Raw genomic sequence first — 18882 nt, forward strand, 5'->3', positions numbered from 1 at the left:
CCCGTGCCTGACCGGATACACCATGACTGCTTTCGACAAACACCAGGTTTCCCGCTTCCGCTTCGTCCGCTGCGAATTCGCCGCGGATACCGGCGTGGCCAGGCTGGTCTACGCCTTTGATGACGGCCCGGAGATGGTGGAAACCATCACCGTGCCGGGCGCCCCGTTCGTGCTCGACGAAGCGCGTAGCGCCGCCGTGCAGCGCGCGCTGCAGCTGCTGCACCTGATCGCCGGTGTCAGCTACTACAAGGCGGGCGTGCCGGAGACGGTCAGCATCGACAGCTATGCCATCGATGCCGATACCGCTGCGCTGGTGGAGACGGTCTACCTCAACGGCCTGGGTGAATTTGCCTACCGCAACGGCCTGAACCTGCGCGGGCGCTTCCGCCTGCCGGTGCAGGGCGAGGCAGTGCAGGCGCCGGTGCTGGGCCTGCAGCCGCACGCGCTGGTGGCGATCGGTGGCGGCAAGGATTCGCTGGTCAGCATCGAAGCGCTGCGCCGTGCCGGCGTGGACGAGACGGTGACCTGGATCGGTGGCTCGCAGCTGATCCGTGCCTGCGCTGAACGCACCGGCCTGCCGACGCTGAACCTGGGCCGCGCGCTGGCGCCGGAACTGTTCGAGCTGAACCGCCAGGGTGCGTGGAACGGGCATATCCCGGTCACTGCGGTGAACTCGGCGATCATGGTGCTGGCCGCGCTGCTGCAGGGCGTGGACCAGGTGGTGTTCTCCAACGAACGTTCGGCCAGCTACGGCAGCCAGATTCCGGGCACCGGCGAAGTGAACCACCAGTGGTCCAAGGGCTGGGCATTCGAGCAGGCGTTCGGCAGCCATGTGCAGACGCACGTAGCGGCGGACCTGCAGTACTACTCGCTGCTGCGCCCGATGTCGGAGCTGGCAGTGGCCCGCCAGTTCGCCAAGACCGATTTCTACGACGCGCATTTCTCCAGCTGCAACCGCAACTTCCACATCCTCGGCGAGCGCCCGGTGAACCGCTGGTGCGGTGTCTGCCCGAAGTGCCATTTCGTGTTCCTGGCGCTGGCCCCGTTCATGCCCAAGACGCGCCTGGTGCGCATCTTCGGCCGCAACCTGCTGGACGATGCCGAGCAGGCCGGTGGCTTCGATGCACTGCTGGAATTCCAGGACCACAAGCCGTTCGAGTGCGTGGGCGAAGGCCGCGAATCGCGTGCGGCGATGGCGACCCTGGCGCAGCGCCCGGAGTGGAAGGAAGACGTGCTGGTGAAGCGCTTCTGCAATGAGATCCAGCCGCAGCTGGATGCCGCCGAACTGGAACTGGCACCGCTGCTGCAGCTGCAGGGCGAGCACCGCGTTCCGGCTGCGCTGTGGGAACGGGTGCGTGAAGATTTCGAAGCTTGAAGGAAAGCGCGTCGCGCTGTGGGGCTGGGGCCGTGAGGGCCGTGCGGCGTTTGCGGTGCTGCGTGAGCGTCTGCCGGCACTGCCGCTGAGCCTGTTCTGCCCGGCGGCCGAGGTAGAGGCCGCACGTGCGGAAACACAGGGCGTGCTGGACGTGCGTGGCGAGCCTTCCGCTGAAGCGCTGGCCGCGTTCGATGTGGTGATCAAATCGCCCGGCATCAGCCCGTACCAGCCGGTCGCGCTGGCGGCGGCGGCGCAGGGCACCACCTTCATCGGTGGCACCGCGCTGTGGTTCGCCGAACATGCAGGTGCCGATGGCATCGTGCACGACACCGTGTGTGTGACCGGTACCAAAGGCAAGAGCACCACCACCGCGCTGGTCGCGCACCTGTTGCGCGCGGCCGGCCACCGCACCGGCCTGGTCGGCAACATCGGCCTGCCGCTGCTGGAAGTGCTGGACCCGCAGCCCGCACCCGCGTACTGGGCGGTGGAACTGTCCAGCTACCAGACCGGCGAAGTGGCGCGCAGTGGCGCCCATCCGCAGGTAGCGGTGGTGCTGAACCTGTTCCCGGAGCACCTGGATTGGCACGGCAGCGAGCAGCGTTACATCGAGGACAAGCTGCGGCTGGTGACTGAAGCCGCACCGCGCATCGCCGTGCTCAATGCCGCCGATCCGCATCTGGCTGCGCTGTCGCTGCCCGATAGCGAAGTGGTCTGGTTCAACCAGCCGCAGGGCTGGCATATGCGCGGTGACATCGTGCATCGCGGCGAGCAAGCCGTGTTCGATACCCGCAACACGCCGCTGCCGGGTCGCCACAACCGCGGCAACCTTTGTGCGGTACTGGCGGCGCTGGAAGCGCTGGGGCTGGACGCCGTGGCGCTGGCATCGGCGGTGCAGGATTTCCGTCCGCTGCCGAATCGCCTGCAGCGCATCGGCGCGGCCGATGGCCTGACCTACGTCAACGATTCGATCAGCACCACGCCGCATGCCAGCCTGGCCGCGCTGGAGTGCTTCGCCGGGCAGCGCATCGCGTTGCTGGTGGGCGGGCATGACCGTGGCCTGGACTGGACCGATTTCATGCAGCACATGGCGCACGACGTGCCGCCGGTGGAGATCGTGACGATGGGCAGCAACGGCCCGCGCATCCACGCGATGCTGCAGCCGCTGGCCGATGCCGGTCGCTTCGGTCTGCACGCGGCGGCGGATCTGCCCGAGGCAATGGCGCTGGCACGTGCCGCGTTGGGTTCTGAGGGCGGGGTGGTATTGCTGTCGCCGGGCGCGCCTAGTTTCGGCGCCTACCGTGACTACGTGGCGCGTGGCCGCCATTTCGCTGAGCTGGCTGGGTTTGACCCGGAGAGCATCAGCGCGATTCCCGGGCTGGGTATCGCTTGAAGGTAGTGCCGGCCGCTGGCCGGCAACCTCCGGAGAAATTCATCCACGCATGGCGTGGATCTACTGCTCCTCGTCGATGAACGCGTAGCCGCCTTCGATCAGCTGCTGCAGGTACGCATCGAAGCTGGGCGCGATCACCGCATAGCTGTCCGGATCGTGCAGGTAGCGCACCACCTGGCCGACCGTACCGCCCGGCGCGGGATCAAAATCCAGGTACAGCATCGAGGTGCCGCCGTTGTTCATGCAGTGCGAGAAGCACAGGCGGCGGTTCATCGGCAGATCGGCGTCGATGCCCTCACCCAGGATCTCCGGCTCGTCATCCAGCCACTCTTCGTAGATGGAACGGATGCTGTCGTCCCACTGCTGCTGGTCCTCGAAGATCTGCGCGACCGAGCGCAGGTAGTAGGGGTAATCGCCCACATCTGAACCCAGCATCAGCACGCAGACCTCACCGCCGGGATACTCGCGGAAATGGGTGCCATCCACGCGGGACAACAGTTCCACCAGGCTGTCCGGCACCTGCGGCCACTGCGCTCGCAGGCGCTGCAGGTCTTCGGCGCTGGCGCCCTGGACCCAAGCCCACTGCGGGGCATCCTCGGCAGGCAAACGCGGAACAAGGCCAGACAGGAAGCGATCAACAAGATTCATGCGAAAAAAGGGGACGGAGGGGATTAAGTCGTATCCAACCACACCTGCGTCACGTCGCCAATGCAGAATGCGACGCGGGAGGGGCGAATACGGCTTAATCCCCTCCGTCCCCTTTTTCTTGCGGAGCAGGCGCATGAATCGTTGGCGATGCGGTGTGGCGGTGATGCTGGGGCTGGCGGCGATGCCGGCGTGGGCGGCGATGAAGACTCAGCCGGTGGAGTGGAAGCACCAGGGCACGACTTTCAGCGGCGTGCTGGTCTATGACGACGGCGACAACGATAAGCGCCCCGGGCTGGTGATGGTGCCGAACTGGAAAGGCGTGAACGAATCGGCGGTCGAGAAGGCCAAGCAGCTGGCTGGCGATGACTATGTGGTGCTGGTGGCCGATGTCTACGGCAAGAGCGTGCGGCCGAAGACCGATGCCGAGGCCGGGCCGGTGGCGACCAAGCTCCGCAACGACCGGCCGCTGCTGCGTGCGCGCGCGCTGGAAGCGGTGAACGTGCTCAAGGCCCAGGCCGGCAAGGCGCCGCTCGATGCCAGCCGGATCGGTGCGGTGGGCTTCTGTTTCGGTGGCACCACGGTGCTGGAGCTGGCCCGTGCCGGTGCGCCGCTGGCAGGGGTGGTCAGCCTGCACGGCGGGCTGGGTTCGCCGCTGCCGGCACAGGCTGGTGGCAGCCACCCGTCGGTGCTGGTGCTCAATGGCGCCGACGACACCAGCGTGACCGCCGAGGACATCGGCAGCTTCCAGAAAGAAATGGACGCGGCCAAGGTCGATTGGGAGTTCACCAACTACAGCGGCGCGGTGCACTGCTTTGCCGAGCGCGATGCCAACAGCCCGCCGGGCTGCCAGTACAACGAGCGCGCGGCGAAGCGCGCGTGGAAGGCGCTGGATGAGTTCTTCGAGGAGCGCTTCGAGAAACGTTGAACCGTGCAGCGGTAGTGCCGGCCGCTGGCCGGCATTCCCGTGACATCCGCAGCATCATGAGGTTGCCGGCCAGCGGCCGGCACTACAATGCGGTAAACGCGATCGGTCGGCAGCCACCGGAATGCCGGTTTGGTGGGTGCCGACCGTTGGTCGGCACGCCTCAACCCATCAATGCGAACGCTGCACCGCGTAGCGGGCCAGGCCGCGCAGGGCAGCCACGGCATCATTGTCGGCCAGGCCATCGAGCGCGCGCTCGGCGGCTTCGGCATATTCCTCGGCACGCGCGCGGCTGTACTCCAGCCCGCCGGTAGCGCGGATCGCGGCCAGCACTTCCGGCATCGCCGAGGCGTCGCCGTCCTGCACGATGGTGCGCAGGCGCTCGCGGGTGGCGTCGTCGGAGTGCGCCATCGCGTGGATCAGGGGCAGCGTGGCCTTGCCCTCGGCGAGGTCGTCACCCAGGTTCTTGCCCAGCTCCTCGGCATTGGCCGAATAGTCCAGCACGTCGTCGGCAATCTGGAACGCGTAGCCCAGGTGCATGCCGTAGTCGAACAGGGCCTGCTGGGTGGCTTCATCCACGCCGCTGGCCAGCGCGCCCAGGCGGGTGCCGGCGGCGAACAGCACCGCGGTCTTGCGCTCGATCACGCGCAGGTAGGCGGCTTCGTCGGTATCCGGGTTGTGCACGTGCAGCAGCTGCAGCACTTCACCCTCGGCGATGCGGTTGGTGGCATCGGCCAGGATCTGCATCACCGACATGCGCTCCAGCTCGACCATCAGCTGGAAGCTGCGCGAGTACAGGAAGTCGCCGACCAGCACGCTGGGCGCGTTGCCCCACAGGGCGTTGGCGGTGCTGCGGCCACGGCGCAGGCTGGATTCGTCCACCACGTCGTCGTGCAGCAGGGTGGAGGTGTGGATGAACTCGATGATCGCCGCCAGCTGGTGGTGGTCCGGGCCGGCCTGGCCGACCGCATGGCCGGCCAGCATCACCAGCATCGGGCGCAGGCGTTTGCCGCCGGCGGAAATGATGTGATCGGCGATCTGGTTGATCAGCACGACGTCCGAGGACAGGCGGCGCCGGATCAGGGCGTCGACGGCGGCCATGTCGGCCGCGGCAAGCGACTGGATCTGGGGCAGGCCCAGGGCGGGACGGGTGTCTTCGGTGATGGTCATGCGATCAGGCTTTCAGGCTCATCGCTGATTATAGGCGTTGCCTGTGAATTCGGGCGCAAACCGGGCAGGCCGGCGTCTGCGGCCCGGCCACGGATGCCGCCTGCGTGAATACGTATGCAGGTTGCGCCATGCCCGTGAGGCCACCGCTAAGCTTGCGGCATCAGGATTTCGGCCCGCTCCCGGCGGGTCCCGCACGCCCGGAGGGGGGCTGTCGATGTCGCACTATCCATGGTGGCGCGGAGCCGTCATCTACCAGATCTACCCGCGCAGTTTCCTTGACGCCAACGGCGACGGGGTAGGCGACCTGCCGGGCATCATCCAGCGCCTGGACCACATCGCAACGCTGGGCGTGGACGCGATCTGGATCTCGCCGTTCTTCAAATCGCCGATGGCCGACTTCGGCTACGACATCGCCGACTACCGCGACGTCGACCCGCTGTTCGGCAGCCTGGACGACTTCGACCGCCTGCTGGCCAAGGCGCACGGTCTGGGCCTGAAGGTGATGATCGACCAGGTGCTGAGCCATACCTCGATCGAGCACGCCTGGTTCCGCGAGAGCCGCCAGGACCGGACCAACCCCAAGGCCGACTGGTACGTGTGGGCGGACCCGCGCGAGGACGGCACGCCGCCCAACAACTGGCTGTCGCTGTTCGGCGGCGGCGCCTGGCAGTGGGAGCCGCGCCGAGAGCAGTACTACCTGCACAACTTCCTGGTCGACCAGCCGGACCTGAACTTCCATCACCCGGACGTGCAGCAGGCCACCCTGGACAACGTGCGCTTCTGGCTGGACCGCGGCGTGGATGGCTTCCGCCTGGATGCGATCAACTTCTGCTTCCATGACGCGCAGCTGCGCGACAACCCGGCCAAGCCGGCGGAGAAGCGCTTCGGTCGCGGCTTCAGCCCGGACAACCCGTACGCCTACCAGTACCACTATTACAACAACACCCAGCCGGAGAACCTGCCGTTCCTGGAGAGGCTGCGCGCGCTGCTGGACGAGTATCCGGGGGCGGTCAGCCTGGGCGAGATCTCCTCGGAGGACTCGCTGGCCACCACCGCCGAGTACACCCGGGATGGTCGTCTGCACATGGGCTACAGCTTCGAGCTGCTGGTGGACGACTACAGCGCGGCCTATATCCGCGACACGGTCTCGCGGCTGGAAGCGGCGATGATCGAAGGCTGGCCGTGCTGGGCGGTTTCGAATCACGACGTGGAGCGGGCGGTCAGCCGCTGGGGCGGCCACCCGGCTGACCCGCGCCTGGCGAGGATGCTGGTGGCGATGCTGTGCTCGCTGCGCGGCTCGGTCTGCCTGTACCAGGGCGAGGAACTGGGCCTGGCCGAGGCCGAGGTGCCGTTCGAGGCCCTGCAGGACCCCTATGGCATCACCTTCTGGCCCAACTTCAAGGGCCGCGATGGCTGCCGGACCCCACTGCCGTGGACCGACGCGCCGCTGGCCGGTTTCACCGCCGGCCAGCCGTGGCTGCCGATTCCGCCCGAGCACCGCGCCGCGGCCGTGGCGGTGCAGGAGCGCGACCCGGACTCGGTCCTGGCTGCGTTCCGCGGGTTCCTGGCCTGGCGGCATAGCCAGCCGGCACTCCTGCATGGCAGCATCCGATTCATCGAAAGCGCCGAGCCAGTGCTGCTGTTCGAGCGTATGCTTGCAGATGAAACCCTCCTGCTGGCCTTCAACCTGTCGGCCGAGGCGGTGAACCATCCGCTGCCGCCGGGCAACTGGCAGCAGGTGGCGGTGCCGGGCCCGGATGCGGGCACGGTGCAGGGCAATGAACTCCGGCTGCCGCCGCGCGCGGTGTATTGCGCCCGACGCAGCTGACCGTTTTCTCCGGTGGCGGTACTTGCGGGGACGGGGCCGAAGCGCCCCGTCCCTTTTTTGTGGGTGGGCTTCCGGTGAAGGGCATCCACGCATGGCGTGGATCTACTGGGGATGGCCCTTATCCACGCCATGCGTGGATGGGCCTCGCCGACCAACGGCCGGCATGCGCGCAAAAGAAAACCCGCTGCCTGCGTAGCGGGTTTCCGGTCCTGCTCCCCTTGTGCTGCCGGCCAGCGGCCGGCACTACCCGGTCGTGGTCAGAACTTGTAGTTCACGCCCAGCATGTAGGTGCGGCCCCACTCGATGTATTCCAGCGGGCGGTCCTTGCTGCCGGCGTAGGTGCGGTACGGCTCGTTGGTCAGGTTGCTGCCCTGCAGCAGCAGGGTCAGCCCGCGCAGGCTGCTGCTGTCGCTGAAGGTGTAGCTGACCTGTGCATCGGTCACGTTCTCGCCCACCACGTAGCGCAGCGTGCGATTGCCGTTGAAGTTGCCGATCTCACCGATGAAGTCCGAACGGCGGCGCTGGCTCACACGTGCTTCAAAGCCGCTGCGCTCGTAGTAGGCGGTGAAGTTGTACACGCGCTTGGACAGTCCCGGCAGGCTGATCGGGTCGGTGCCCACACTGGAGGCGCTCTCCGGATCCAGGATGGTGATGTCGCTCTTGTTGAAGGTCGCGCTGGCCTGCACGCCGAAGCCGCGCAGGCTGTCGGTCAGCATCTCCAGCGGGAACGACCCGGTCAGCTCCAGCCCCTTCAACGTGCCGCCCTTGCCGTTCTGCGGCGTGGAGAAGGTGCCGGTGGTCAGCACCGGTGCGGTCATGCCCGGCGGTGGCACGTAGTTGCCGAGCAGGCCGCTGAAGTCGTAGTTGTCCACCGACTGCGTGTAGACGTAGCTCTTCAGGTCCTTGTAGAAGATCGCCGCAGCCACGTAGGCCTTCTCGCCGAAGTACTTCTCATAGGACAGATCCAGCGCGGTGGCGCGCCACGGATCCAGCAGCGGATTGCCACCGCTGCCACCGGGGCGGCCGTTGTTGGTATCCACGCCGAATTCCAGGCCGGCACGCATCTGGTCCACGCGCGGGCGCGCGACCTGCTTGGCGGCGGCGAAGCGCAGCGTCTGCTGGTGCGGGAACATGAACACCAGGTTCAAGCTCGGCAGCCAATCCTTGTAGGTCTTGCCGGCAGAGAAGGGCTGGATGTTGCTGCCCGCCGGCTGCGAGCTGTCCCAGTAGCGCGAGTCCGAGCTCTGGTCGGTGTGCTGCATCTGCACGCCGATGTTGCCGCGCACGCCGACCACGCCGATGTCGGTATTGATGTTCAGGCGTGCCCACGCCGTGGTGATCTTCTCCTCGACCGTCCACGACTTGGGAATCAGGTAGTCCAGGTTGTCGACCGGGTTGAAGGTCATGTAACGACCGACGGCTGCCGGCACATTCCACGACGGGATGTAGCCGATGCCGGCGAAACCGAGGTTGACCGGGCGGTACTGCAGGTCCGGTGCGATGGTGGATTCGCCTTGGGCGCCGAGCAGGATGTTGCCTTCGGCCTGGGCCTTCTGCTTGCGACGGTCGGCATAGTTCACGCCCACGTCCACATCCGAGAACCAGCTGGACATGGCCTCGGGAACCGGCAGCGTCGCCGCCAGCTTGGCGCCCTTCAAGCGGTCTTCGACCTCTGGCACCTTGCCGTAGCCGGAACCATAGATCGTGTTGGTCAGGAACAGGCTGTCCGGATTGGAATAGTCGCGCCCCGGCGTGATCTGCGAGAAGCTGTTGTTGTTCACCACCAGCCCGATCGTGTCGAACTGCGGGCGCGGCACCAGCTGCAGGTTGTTTTCCAGGTTGATCTCGCGGCGGGTCGCCTTGGAGTAGTTCAGGTCGGCGACCAGCTTCACGCCACCGACGTTGAACTCGTTGTTCCAGCCGAACGCATCGATCTTGTCCTTGCGCTTGTTGTACATGCCGCGCACCAGCGGGTATGCATTGTTGATCGTGCCGCCGGTGAAGCTGCCATCGGCATTGCGGCCGACATTGCTGAACACCGGCAGGATCGCGTTGGGGTTGTTGCTGTCCTCGCCGTTGCCGCTGAGGCTCAGCTCGAACTGGTTGGCGGTGTCGATCTGCTCGGCTTCGGTGTGGAACGCATCGAAGGTGCTGGTCCAGCTGTTGCTGGGGCGGAACTGGATCGTTGCCATCACGCCGTCGCGCTTGTTGTTGCCGGTGCGACGCAGGGCCTTGATGCCATCGGTGAAGTAGGTGCCAGGTGCGATTCCGCGACGCTCGCCCTTGTCGGTGTGTTCGGTGGTCCAGGGCTCGTACAGGCCGACCTGGTTCTCCTGGATCGGCATGTCGCTGTGCGCATAACCAATGGCGATGCCCAGGGTGTTGTCGAAGAACTGGTCGATGTAGCTGGCGCTGAAACGGTTGCCATACGGGTCGATGTTGGCAGCGCGGCCCAGGGAGCTCTTCTGGTAGCGGCCGCTGACCGCGATCACGCGCTCGCCGAAGCTGAGCGGGCGTGCGGTCTGCATGTCGATGGTGCCCGACAGGCCCTGGCCGACCAGCGCCGCGTCCGGGGTCTTGTACACGGTCACGCCGTTGACCAGCTCGGACGGGTACTGGTCGAATTCGACGCCGCGGTTGTCGCCGGTGCTGACCACTTCACGGCCATTGAGCAGGGTGGTGGCGAAGTCGGGCGACAGGCCACGCACACTGATCACCTGCGCACGGCCGGCCACGCGCTGGGCAGCCAGGCCGGGCAGGCGCGAGATGGATTCGGCGATGCTGACGTCGGGCAGCTTGCCGATGTCTTCGGCGGAGATCGCTTCGACCACCGAGGTGGCGTCCTGCTTGATCGCGATTGCGTTCTCGATGCCGCGGCGGATGCCGGTGACCTGCACCGTATCCAGGTTGGTGGCGGCGGTGGCGGCCGGCGTGGTGGTGCTCTGCGTGGACTGTGCCGACGCCAGCGTCGGCGCCAGGACAACGGCCAGCGCGATGCTCAGCGCGCTGCGCTTGTGGTTCAACATTTTCCCCTCCCAGGCAATGTTGCAGATCGATTCGTGAACGTCCCGGAGTGACCGTGGACGTGCGACGCGGTGGCCGCTGTCGTCGCCGCTATGGTAGGCAGCGCGTTCTTCGCGGGAATCACCCTGCATACGTATTCAATGGCGTTTGCAGGGGTGTAATCGCTTTCAGGTACCTCGTGCGGTAGTGGCGGGGGGGGGGGGGGCCCCCCCCCCCCCCCCCCCCCCCCCCGGCGCCGCCCCCCCCCCCCCCCCCCACTACCGGGGCATTCAAAGCGGCGTGAAACGGATGGCCTGCCCGCCACCCGGCGCAAGCACCAGCGTCAGTGCGTCGGCGCTGGTCACCTCTCGGGTTTCGCGCGCGAATGCGAAGGGATTGCTGCGGAAATCCGCGCCCTCGCCATCGCGGTAGATCTCGGCGCGGTAGCGCACGCCCGGTTCCAGGAAGCCCAGCGACACCGGCAGCACACGGCCGTGCTCGTCGGTGATGCTGCCGAGGAACCAGTCGCGGCTGTTGCGGTCGCGGCGCACGATCGTCACGTAGTCGCCCACTTCGCCATCGAGCACGCGGCTCTGCTCCCAGTCCACCGCGACGTCTTCGATGAAGCGGAATGCCTGGCGATGCTGCAGGTAGTGCTCGGGCAGGTCGGCGGCCATCTGGATCGGGCTGTACAGCACCACGTACAGCGCCAGCTGGCGTGCCAGCGTGCTGGGAATGGCCTGGCCGTGGCGGCCCTTCAGGCTGAGGATGCCGGGGGTGTAATCCATCGGCCCGGCCAGCATGCGGGTGAACACCAGGTTGACCTCATGTTCCGGCGGGTTCGGCGGCTGGCCCCAGGCGTTGTACTCCATGCCACGTGCGCCTTCGCGCGAGATCCAGTTGGGATAGGTGCGGCGCAGGCCGGTGTCCTTGATCGGCTCATGCGGGTTCACCGACAGATGGCGGCGCGCTGCTTCCTGCACCACCGTCAGATGGTGGCGGGCCATGAACTGACCGTCGTGCCACTCGCGCCACCGCGGGCCGCCCGAGGGATTGCGGCGGTCGACCTGGCCGTCGTCACAGACGTAGCCGGTCTTGAACTGGTCCACGCCCAGCCGCGCGTACAGGTCCAGCGCAGCGTCCAGCTGCTCCTCGTAGTGCTCGATGGCGCAGCCGGTTTCATGGTGGCCGATCAGGTGCACGCCCTTGTTCAGGCCATACGCCGACAGCGCTTCAATGTCGAAATCGGGCGTGGCACGGGTGAAATCGAAGTCGTAGCCATTGCCCACCCACATGCCGTCCCAGCCCGGATTCCAGCCTTCCACCAGCACGCCACGGAAGCCGTGCGCGGCGGCGAAGTCGATCACCTTCTTCGTCTTGGCGGTGGTGGCCGCATGCTTCGGCCCGGTCGCCCAGCTCTCGTTGTCCAGGTGCATCGACCACCACACCCCCAGGTACTTGGCCGGCTTCACCCAGCTCACATCACCCAGCGCATTGGGTTCGTTGAGGTTGAGGATCAGGTCCGATTCGACCAGGCCACCGGCACGGTCGGCAATCTGCAGCGTGCGCCACGGCGTGGCGAAGGGCAGGGCGCGGCGCACCTTCCAGCCTTCGGCCGAGGGCGAGAGCTGCGCGCGCAGGCGCTGGCCCTCGGTGCGGCGCAGCCACATGCCGGCGTAGTCCACCAGCGCCGCCTCGTGGATCGCCACGTGCAGGCCATCGCGGCTGCGCAGGGTCATCGGCGTATGCACCAGCGGAACCTCGCGCAGCGGCGTGCGCTGGTACAGGTACTCGTAGTGGATCGGTTCGCCGGCAGGGATCCACCACGCGGTGGAATCCGGCGCGATGGCGAACTCGGTCAGCTCGTCATCGATGATGGCTTCGCGCAGGTTCGGCTGCTCGGGGAATACGTAGCGGAAGCCGAGGCCATCGTCGTAGACGCGGAACACCACATCCAGCCGGCGCTTGCTGCCGGTGGTCTCGGCCAGCTGCACGGTCAGTTCGTTGAAGTGGTTGCGGGTGAGCCGGCGTTCGCCCCAGGGCTGTTCCCAGTTGTCATCGACGCTGCGTTGCTGTTGGCCGAGCAGGGCGAAATCCCGGTCCAGGCGCCCATCGCGCAAGGCAAAGCCCAGCTTCGAATCTTCCACCACGGTCTCGCCGAAACGCTCGACGCGATAGCGCGCGGTGCCACCGTCCAGCACCAGGCTGACCTTGAGCACCTTTCCCGGTGATTCGACGCTGGCCACCTGCGGCGCGGCCTGCGCCAGCGTGGCCAGGCCCAGCAGAGCCAGACCGAGCAGGTGCGCGAACACCGCGCGTACAGCAGTGGGTGACATCGGCATTTCCCCTCCCAAGGCGCCGTTGGCAGACCCGGACCATAAGCCAGCGCGGCAGGCCCGCTACCGCGCAACGCCATGAATACGTATGCAGCTGGACGCAGCCGACAGCCCCGCGTCTACCATGGGGCCAAGGCACCTTGAGGGAGGGGCCGCGCCCGCCCGCCGGCAACGACGGTGCGGACCTACAACGCGTGCAGAGAGGGAGGGAGGCCGACGGGCGAAAGCCGGTCCGCCGCTTCGATGCTGAAGATCATTTGCCTGACCGCTGCCCTGGGGGCAGCGCTGGGATCGACCGCGCAGGCGGCCGACCTGCAATTCGACGGCCGCCATGCGCGCGCCGAAGCCGCTGCCAAGGGCAGCTACGTGCTGCATGCGCCGAAGGCTGAGGTGCGTATCGCGCCCATGCCGATGCGCAGCGAGACCGGCAGCGTGATGTTCGATGCACTGTTCGCGCTGGCCCAGCAGGAGATGGACCAGGACCGCGTGGATGCGATCCGCGATCCCGCGTTCGACGAAGGCCGGCCGGTGCCATGCGAGTGCTTCCAGACCGGCGCGCGCTGGCCCTACGTGTGGACCCGCGATGTCAGCTTCGCCGCCGATCTGGCGCTGGCGCGGCTGGACCCGCAGCGCACCCGGCAGTCGCTGCAGTTCAAGCTCTCGGCAGCGCGCGATGGCCATACGCCCGGCCTGTTCGTGGCGCAGGACACCGGTTCCGGCGGCAGCTGGCCAATCAGCAGCGACCGCGTGGTGTGGTTCCTGGCGGCACGTCACCTGTTGGAGGATCGCGCGTTTGCCGACGAGGTCTGGCAGGCGCTGCAGGGCACGCTGGCGCAGGACCGCGCGATGGTGTTCGACGCGCAGATGGGCCTGTACCGTGGCGAGACCTCGTTCCTGGACTGGCGCGAGCAGACCTATCCGGACTGGACCCGCGAGGACGTGCGCTTCATCGGTGATTCCTACGCACTGTCCACCAACGTGCTGCACTACCAGGCGCTGCGCCTGGCCGAACGCCTGGCTGGCCAACATGGTGATGCCCGCGCGGCTGACTACAAGGCGTGGGCCGATGCGTTGGCGCAGCAGATCGAAGCGCGCTTCTGGCGCGAGGACATGGGCCAGTACATGAGCTACATCGGCGAAGCCGCGCACCCGGTGCCGTACGCCAAGGTCGATCTGCTCGGCCTGTCGCTGGGCATCCTCGCCGAGGTGTTGCCGGCCGAGCGTGCGCGCCGTGCGCTGGCCGCTTACCCGATGGGGCCGGCCGGAAGCCCGGTGGTCTGGCCGCAGGAGTCGCAGCAGCCGATCTACCACAACCGCGCGATCTGGCCGTTCGTCAGCGCCTACTCGCTGCGTGCGGCGCGGCAGCTGGACGATGCGCCGCGCATCGCTGCCGAAATCCGCTCGCTGATGCAGGGCGCGGCGCTGGCCGGTTCCAACATGGAGAACTACGAGCTGGTCAGCCAGGCCGTGCATGTCGAGGAAGGTGCGCTGAGCGGCCCGGTGGTCAACTCCGAACGCCAGTTGTGGTCGGTGGCCGGCTACCTGTCGATGGTGCTTGAAGGTGTGTTCGGTGTGCAGGACGATGGCCGCGTGCAGCCCAAGCTGCCGGCCGTGCTGGTGCCGGAGCTGTTCGGCACGCACCCCCGCATCACGCTGGAAGCCAACGGCAGGCGCTATGTGCTGGAGCGCCCGCAGAACGTGGGCGATGGCCTGCTGGTGGCCGGCAGCACCATCACACGTGGCACGACTACCACGGTGCAGCTGGTCGCTGCCCCGGCAGCAACCGGTTTCGCTGCCACGACTGCGGATGCCAACGCGCGTGCGCCCGCAACACCGGCGGTACCGCAGGCCCTGCGCATGGGCACGGGCTGGAACGTTCCGGTGCAAGCCGAGCAGGTTCTGTGGAAGGACGGCAGGGCCCTCGTCGCCAGCAATGGCCCGGTGCACATCAGCGACGATGGCCTGCAGCACTGCCTCAGCCTGACCCTGCGCGAGGGTGCGCTGGAGTCGCTGCACAGCTCGACGCTCTGCGTCGGTCCGCAGCAGGTGCTGAAGGGCGAGGAACGCTGGCAGTTCACCGCGGCCCAGGCCGGGCAGGTGCGCCTGCGCCTGCAGTACCGCAACGCGAACGGGCCGATCAACACCGGCGTCACGGCTGCGGTCAAGCAGCTGGTTCTGCAGTGCCCGGGCCAGCCGTTGCAGCGGCATACGGTCACCCTGCCGCACAGCGTGGCGGTGCAGGATTCGACCTCGGCAACGTTCGCAGTGCCCAAGGGGCGGTGCACGGTCACGCTTGAAGATGGCTTCAATATGAGCGCGCTGCAGCACTTCGCGCACTACACCGGCGGCAAGGGGGGACGCGATGGCGTGCTCAACCAGGCCCAGGTGCAGGCGCTGAAGGTGGCGCCGGTGGCGATGGAAGAGGGCGCACGATGAGTCGTCCCGCCAAACCGCAGCTGTCGTTCTGGCAGATCTGGAACATGTGTTTCGGCTTCCTCGGCATTCAGTTCGGATTCGCCCTGCAGAACGCCAACGCCAGCCGCATCTTCGAGACACTGGGCGCGGACATGGATGCGGTGCCCGGGCTGTGGATCGCGGCGCCACTGACTGGCCTGCTGGTGCAGCCGGTGATCGGTTACCTGTCCGATCGCACCTGGACGCGCTGGGGCCGCCGCCGCCCGTTCTTCATGATCGGTGCGGTGCTGACCACGCTGGCGCTGCTGGTGATGCCGAATTCGCCGACGCTGTGGATCGCCGCCGGAACCTTGTGGGTGCTGGACGCCTCGATCAACGTGTCGATGGAACCGTTCCGTGCCTTCGTCGGTGATCAGCTGGCACCACGCCAGCGTCCGGCCGGCTATGCCATGCAGAGCTTCTTCATCGGCGTGGGCGCCATCGTCGCCAGCTTCCTGCCGTTCATCCTGGCCCACTTCGGCGTCGCCAATACGGCCGCCGCAGGGGAAGTGCCCGATACCGTGCGCTATGCGTTCTACTTTGGCGCGGTGGTGCTGCTGGCGGCGATCACCTGGACGGTGGTCAGCACCCGCGAGTACTCACCGACGGAGCTGGCTGGCTTCGATGATGCCGAGCCGCCGGCGCACCACGCAGGGGCTGCGATCAGTGGCCCCGCGCCGTGGACGCAGGTGGCGCTGTGGCTGGGGCTCGGCGTGGTGCTGGCGCTGTTGATCGCCTGGCGGCAGGGCGACAGGATGCTGTATGTGCTGGCAGGACTGTGCGCCGGCTACGGCCTGCTGCTGGCGGCCGCGCGTGCGTTGCCGGCCACGCATATGCTGGCCGCCATCGTCGGCGACCTGCGCGCGATGCCGGTGACCATGCGTCGTTTGGCGTGGGTGCAGTTCTTCTCGTGGTTCGCGCTGTTCGCGATGTGGATCTACACCACCGCCGCGGTGGCGGGTATCCACTTCGGCTCGACCGATCCGCAGTCGGCGGCCTACAACGAGGGAGCCAACTGGGTGGGGGTGCTGTTCGGTGCCTACAACGGCTTCGCCGCGTTGGCGGCAGTACTGATTCCGCCGATGGTGCGTGCGATCGGCCCGCGCTGGAGCCACCTGCTCAACCTGTGGCTGGGTGGCGCCGGCCTGGTCTCGCTGATGTTCATCCGCGACCCACACTGGCTGCTGCTGTCGATGGTCGGCGTCGGCTTCGCCTGGGCATCCATTCTTTCGCTGCCATACGCACTGCTGTCCGATAGTGTGCCGGCATCGAAGATGGGCGTGTACATGGGCATCTTCAATTTCTTCATCGTGATCCCGCAGCTGGTCGCGGCCAGTGCGCTCGGCTTCGCCCTGCGCGCCTGGCTGGGTGGCCAGCCGATGCATGTGCTGGTGCTGGGCGGCTGCAGCCTGTTCGTCGCCGGCCTGTGCGTGCTGCGGGTTCCGTCCCGTCCGGAGGTGGTGTGATGCGTGGTGCGCTGTCTGTTGCTGTTTCCCTGGTGCTGCTGGCCGGCCATGCGGCGGCCGCGCCGCGCCCGGACTACGTCGGCACCACTGAGCCGTTCGCCAGCGATGCGGTGTACTTCGTGGTCACCGACCGCTTCGTCAACGGCGACCCGTCCAACGACCATCGCGACCAGGGCGGCACGCACCGCACCTTCGATATCCCGGTGCCGTGCCCGGACAAGGTGGACGGCAATATCGGCTACCTCGGTGGCGACTTCCGCGGCGTGCTCGACAATGCGCAGTACATCCGCAACCTCGGCTTCGGCGCGGTATGGATCACGCCAATCATCGACAACCCGGACGAGGCGTTCACCGGCAGCAAGGCGATCAGCTGTACCAGCACGCTGACCGATCGCGGCAAGACCGGCTACCACGGCTACTGGGGCATCAACTTCTACAAGCTCGATGAGCACCTGCCCAGCAAGGACCTGGACTTCGCGGGGTTGACCAAGGGCCTGCACGGCGCAGGCCTGAAGGTGGTGCTGGACATCGTCGGCAACCACGGCTCGCCGGCCTGGACCATGCCGACACGGCAGCCGCAGTTCGGCCAGATCTTCGACAAGGACGGAACGTTGATCGCTGATCACCAGAATCTGCCACCGCAGAAGCTGGATCCGAAGCACAACCCGCTGCACGCGTTCTACAACAACATCGGTCCGGTCGACAGCAAGGACGGCTCGATCTTCGATGGCAACCTGGCTGAACTGTCCGACTTCAACCAGGACAATCCGGCGGTGATGGATTATCTGGTGGGCGCCTACCTGCAGTGGACTGCACAAGGGGTGGATGCGCTGCGCATCGATACCATCGGCTGGCTACCGCACCCGTGGTGGCATGCCTTCGTCAAGCGCATCCGCGCCGAGCACCCGGGCATGTTCATGTTCGGCGAAGCGTTCGATTACGATGCCGCGCGCATTGCCGAGCACACCTGGCCGTCCAATGCCAACGTAAGCGTGCTGGATTTCCCGTTGCGCGGCGCGCTGGAACAGACCTTCGGCACCGCCGGCAAGGGCTTTGAAACCCTGGCCGAGCCGCTGCACCTGAGCGGCGGCCCGTACGCCAATCCGTACGAGCTGATGAGCTTCTACGACAACCACGACATGCCGCGCCTGCAGGCCAGTGACAACGGCTTCATCGATGCGCACAACTGGCTGTTCACCGCACGCGGCATTCCGGTGGTCTATTACGGCTCGGAAACCGGCTTCATGCGCGGCCGCGCCGAGCATGCCGGCAATCGTGCCTACTTTGGCCAGCCGCGCGTGGACGTCGCACCGGAGAGTCCGATCTTCGCGCCGCTGCAGCGTATCGCGCGATTGCGCGAAGCCACGCCGGCGCTGCAGCGTGGCCTGCAGGTGAACGAGCGCCTGCAGGGTGATGAAGCGGTGTTCTTCCGCGTGCTGCAGCATGGCGACGTGGCGCAGACCGCGCTGGTGCTGCTGAACAAGGGCGACCGGACCAGGACCCTCACTGTGTCGCGTTACGTGCAGGCGGGCCGCTGGCGCGATGCACTGGACGGCGGTTCGTTGCAGGTGGATGCCTCCCTGAAGGCCGACGTGCCCGCGCACGGCGTGAAGGTCTACGTGCTGGACGCCGCCGTGCAGCAGCCGGCATTGCAGGCTGAGCTGGACAAGGCGATGGCCGACCAGAAGGCGCGGGATCAGCGGCTGGGGCGGTAGTGCCGGCCGCTGGCCGGCAACCCATGAATCCATGGCACCTTCAGGTGCCGGCCAGCGGCCGGCACTACCTGGTTTGCCTGCATCCGGCACAATAGGCACCCCTCACGCCCCGCCGTACCGCCATGACCGACCTCGCCCCGCAGACCCCGATCGAAACCCTGCTGAAGGCGGCGATGGACGGGGCGGTGCCGATCCGCGCCTTCATGGAGGCCTTCGTCGCCTCCGAAGTGGTGCTGCTGACCGGCAGCCTGGTCACCCCCGACGGCAGCGGCTTCGACCCGCTGCTGTTCGACAAGCAGGGCACCCTGCACGTGGCCGTGTTCACCGACCCGTCGCGGGTGGGCATCTACAGCCAGCAGGCCGAACACCAGATCCGCTGGCTGATGCTGGACGTGCTGCGCCGCGTGCCGGGTGGCTATGGCGTGGTGATCAATCCGGGCACTTCGCTGGGCTTTGAGATTTCGCCGAGCGGCGTGGGCGAGATCCTGAAGGACTTCGCCCAGGGCTGAACCGCCACCGCGCTATATTTGTAAAGTCGAGCCATGCTCGACTGCCTTTCGCACAGTGCCAGATCA

Annotated in this window: 12 protein-coding genes; 8 read left to right on the top strand and 4 right to left on the bottom strand. The window is 67.0% G+C overall.

Annotated features, from left to right (window positions below; genetic code table 11):
• Positions 1 to 22: 22 nt before the first annotated feature.
• Complete coding sequence (gene murL / locus V3B48_RS08645) at positions 23 to 1375, top strand: UDP-N-acetyl-alpha-D-muramoyl-L-alanyl-L-glutamate epimerase (protein WP_329893533.1); 1353 nt, start codon at positions 23 to 25, stop codon at positions 1373 to 1375.
• Positions 1356 to 2765 (top strand): UDP-N-acetylmuramoyl-L-alanine--D-glutamate ligase, encoded by a 1410-nt coding sequence (gene murD / locus V3B48_RS08650; RefSeq protein WP_329893534.1) that lies wholly within the window; start codon positions 1356 to 1358, stop codon positions 2763 to 2765. Before murL ends, murD begins: the two co-directional genes overlap by 20 nt.
• A gap of 60 nt (positions 2766 to 2825) precedes the next feature.
• On the opposite strand, the gene V3B48_RS08655 is transcribed toward murD, so the two are convergent.
• The gene (locus V3B48_RS08655) at positions 2826 to 3413 is read right to left on the bottom strand and encodes an SMI1/KNR4 family protein (RefSeq protein WP_329893535.1); all 588 of its coding nucleotides are present in this window, start codon (positions 3411 to 3413) and stop codon (positions 2826 to 2828) included.
• Positions 3414 to 3546: 133 nt separating this feature from the next.
• Here V3B48_RS08655 and V3B48_RS08660 point away from each other — a divergent pair, with 133 nt between their 5' ends.
• A complete protein-coding gene (locus tag V3B48_RS08660; protein ID WP_329893536.1) occupies positions 3547 to 4338 on the top strand; it encodes a dienelactone hydrolase family protein in 792 nt (263 codons plus the stop codon).
• 168 nt (positions 4339 to 4506) lie between these two features.
• On the opposite strand, the gene V3B48_RS08665 is transcribed toward V3B48_RS08660, so the two are convergent.
• Positions 4507 to 5505 carry a polyprenyl synthetase family protein gene (locus V3B48_RS08665; protein ID WP_049443874.1) on the bottom strand — a complete coding sequence of 333 codons (999 nt, stop codon included), beginning with the start codon at positions 5503 to 5505 and terminating at the stop codon, positions 4507 to 4509.
• 214 nt (positions 5506 to 5719) lie between these two features.
• Between V3B48_RS08665 and V3B48_RS08670 the strand changes: the two genes are divergently transcribed.
• On the top strand, positions 5720 to 7333 hold the full coding sequence (locus V3B48_RS08670) for an alpha-glucosidase (protein ID WP_285302805.1): 1614 nt from the start codon (positions 5720 to 5722) through the stop codon (positions 7331 to 7333).
• Positions 7334 to 7590: 257 nt separating this feature from the next.
• On the opposite strand, the gene V3B48_RS08675 is transcribed toward V3B48_RS08670, so the two are convergent.
• Both V3B48_RS08675 and V3B48_RS08680 read right to left on the bottom strand, forming a co-directional pair.
• Positions 7591 to 10359 carry a TonB-dependent receptor gene (locus tag V3B48_RS08675; protein ID WP_032129600.1) on the bottom strand — a complete coding sequence of 923 codons (2769 nt, stop codon included), beginning with the start codon at positions 10357 to 10359 and terminating at the stop codon, positions 7591 to 7593.
• 267 nt (positions 10360 to 10626) lie between these two features.
• Positions 10627 to 12678, bottom strand: coding sequence for a glycoside hydrolase family 97 protein (locus V3B48_RS08680; RefSeq protein ID WP_329893537.1), 2052 nt, complete (start codon positions 12676 to 12678; stop codon positions 10627 to 10629).
• A 237-nt stretch (positions 12679 to 12915) separates the two neighbouring features.
• On the opposite strand from V3B48_RS08680, the gene V3B48_RS08685 reads away from it, so the two are divergent.
• The 4 genes from V3B48_RS08685 (at position 12916) to V3B48_RS08700 (ending at position 18816) form a co-directional block, all read left to right on the top strand.
• Positions 12916 to 15108, top strand: a complete 2193-nt coding sequence (locus V3B48_RS08685; protein ID WP_329893538.1) for a Six-hairpin glycosidase-like protein — start codon at positions 12916 to 12918, stop codon at positions 15106 to 15108.
• Positions 15105 to 16592 carry an MFS transporter gene (locus V3B48_RS08690; RefSeq protein ID WP_329893539.1) on the top strand — a complete coding sequence of 496 codons (1488 nt, stop codon included), beginning with the start codon at positions 15105 to 15107 and terminating at the stop codon, positions 16590 to 16592. The genes V3B48_RS08685 and V3B48_RS08690 overlap by 4 nt, the downstream gene beginning before the upstream one ends.
• Positions 16592 to 18307 (top strand): alpha-amylase family glycosyl hydrolase, encoded by a 1716-nt coding sequence (locus tag V3B48_RS08695; protein ID WP_329893540.1) that lies wholly within the window; start codon positions 16592 to 16594, stop codon positions 18305 to 18307. The genes V3B48_RS08690 and V3B48_RS08695 overlap by 1 nt, the downstream gene beginning before the upstream one ends.
• Positions 18308 to 18429: 122 nt before the next feature.
• Complete coding sequence (locus V3B48_RS08700) at positions 18430 to 18816, top strand: SseB family protein (protein ID WP_049462191.1); 387 nt, start codon at positions 18430 to 18432, stop codon at positions 18814 to 18816.
• The last annotated feature ends 66 nt before the right edge of the window (positions 18817 to 18882 follow it).

Origin of the sequence: Stenotrophomonas sp. SMYL20 (assembly GCF_036320045.1) — a bacterium.
Taxonomy (GTDB): Bacteria; Pseudomonadota; Gammaproteobacteria; order Xanthomonadales; family Xanthomonadaceae; genus Stenotrophomonas; species Stenotrophomonas maltophilia_A.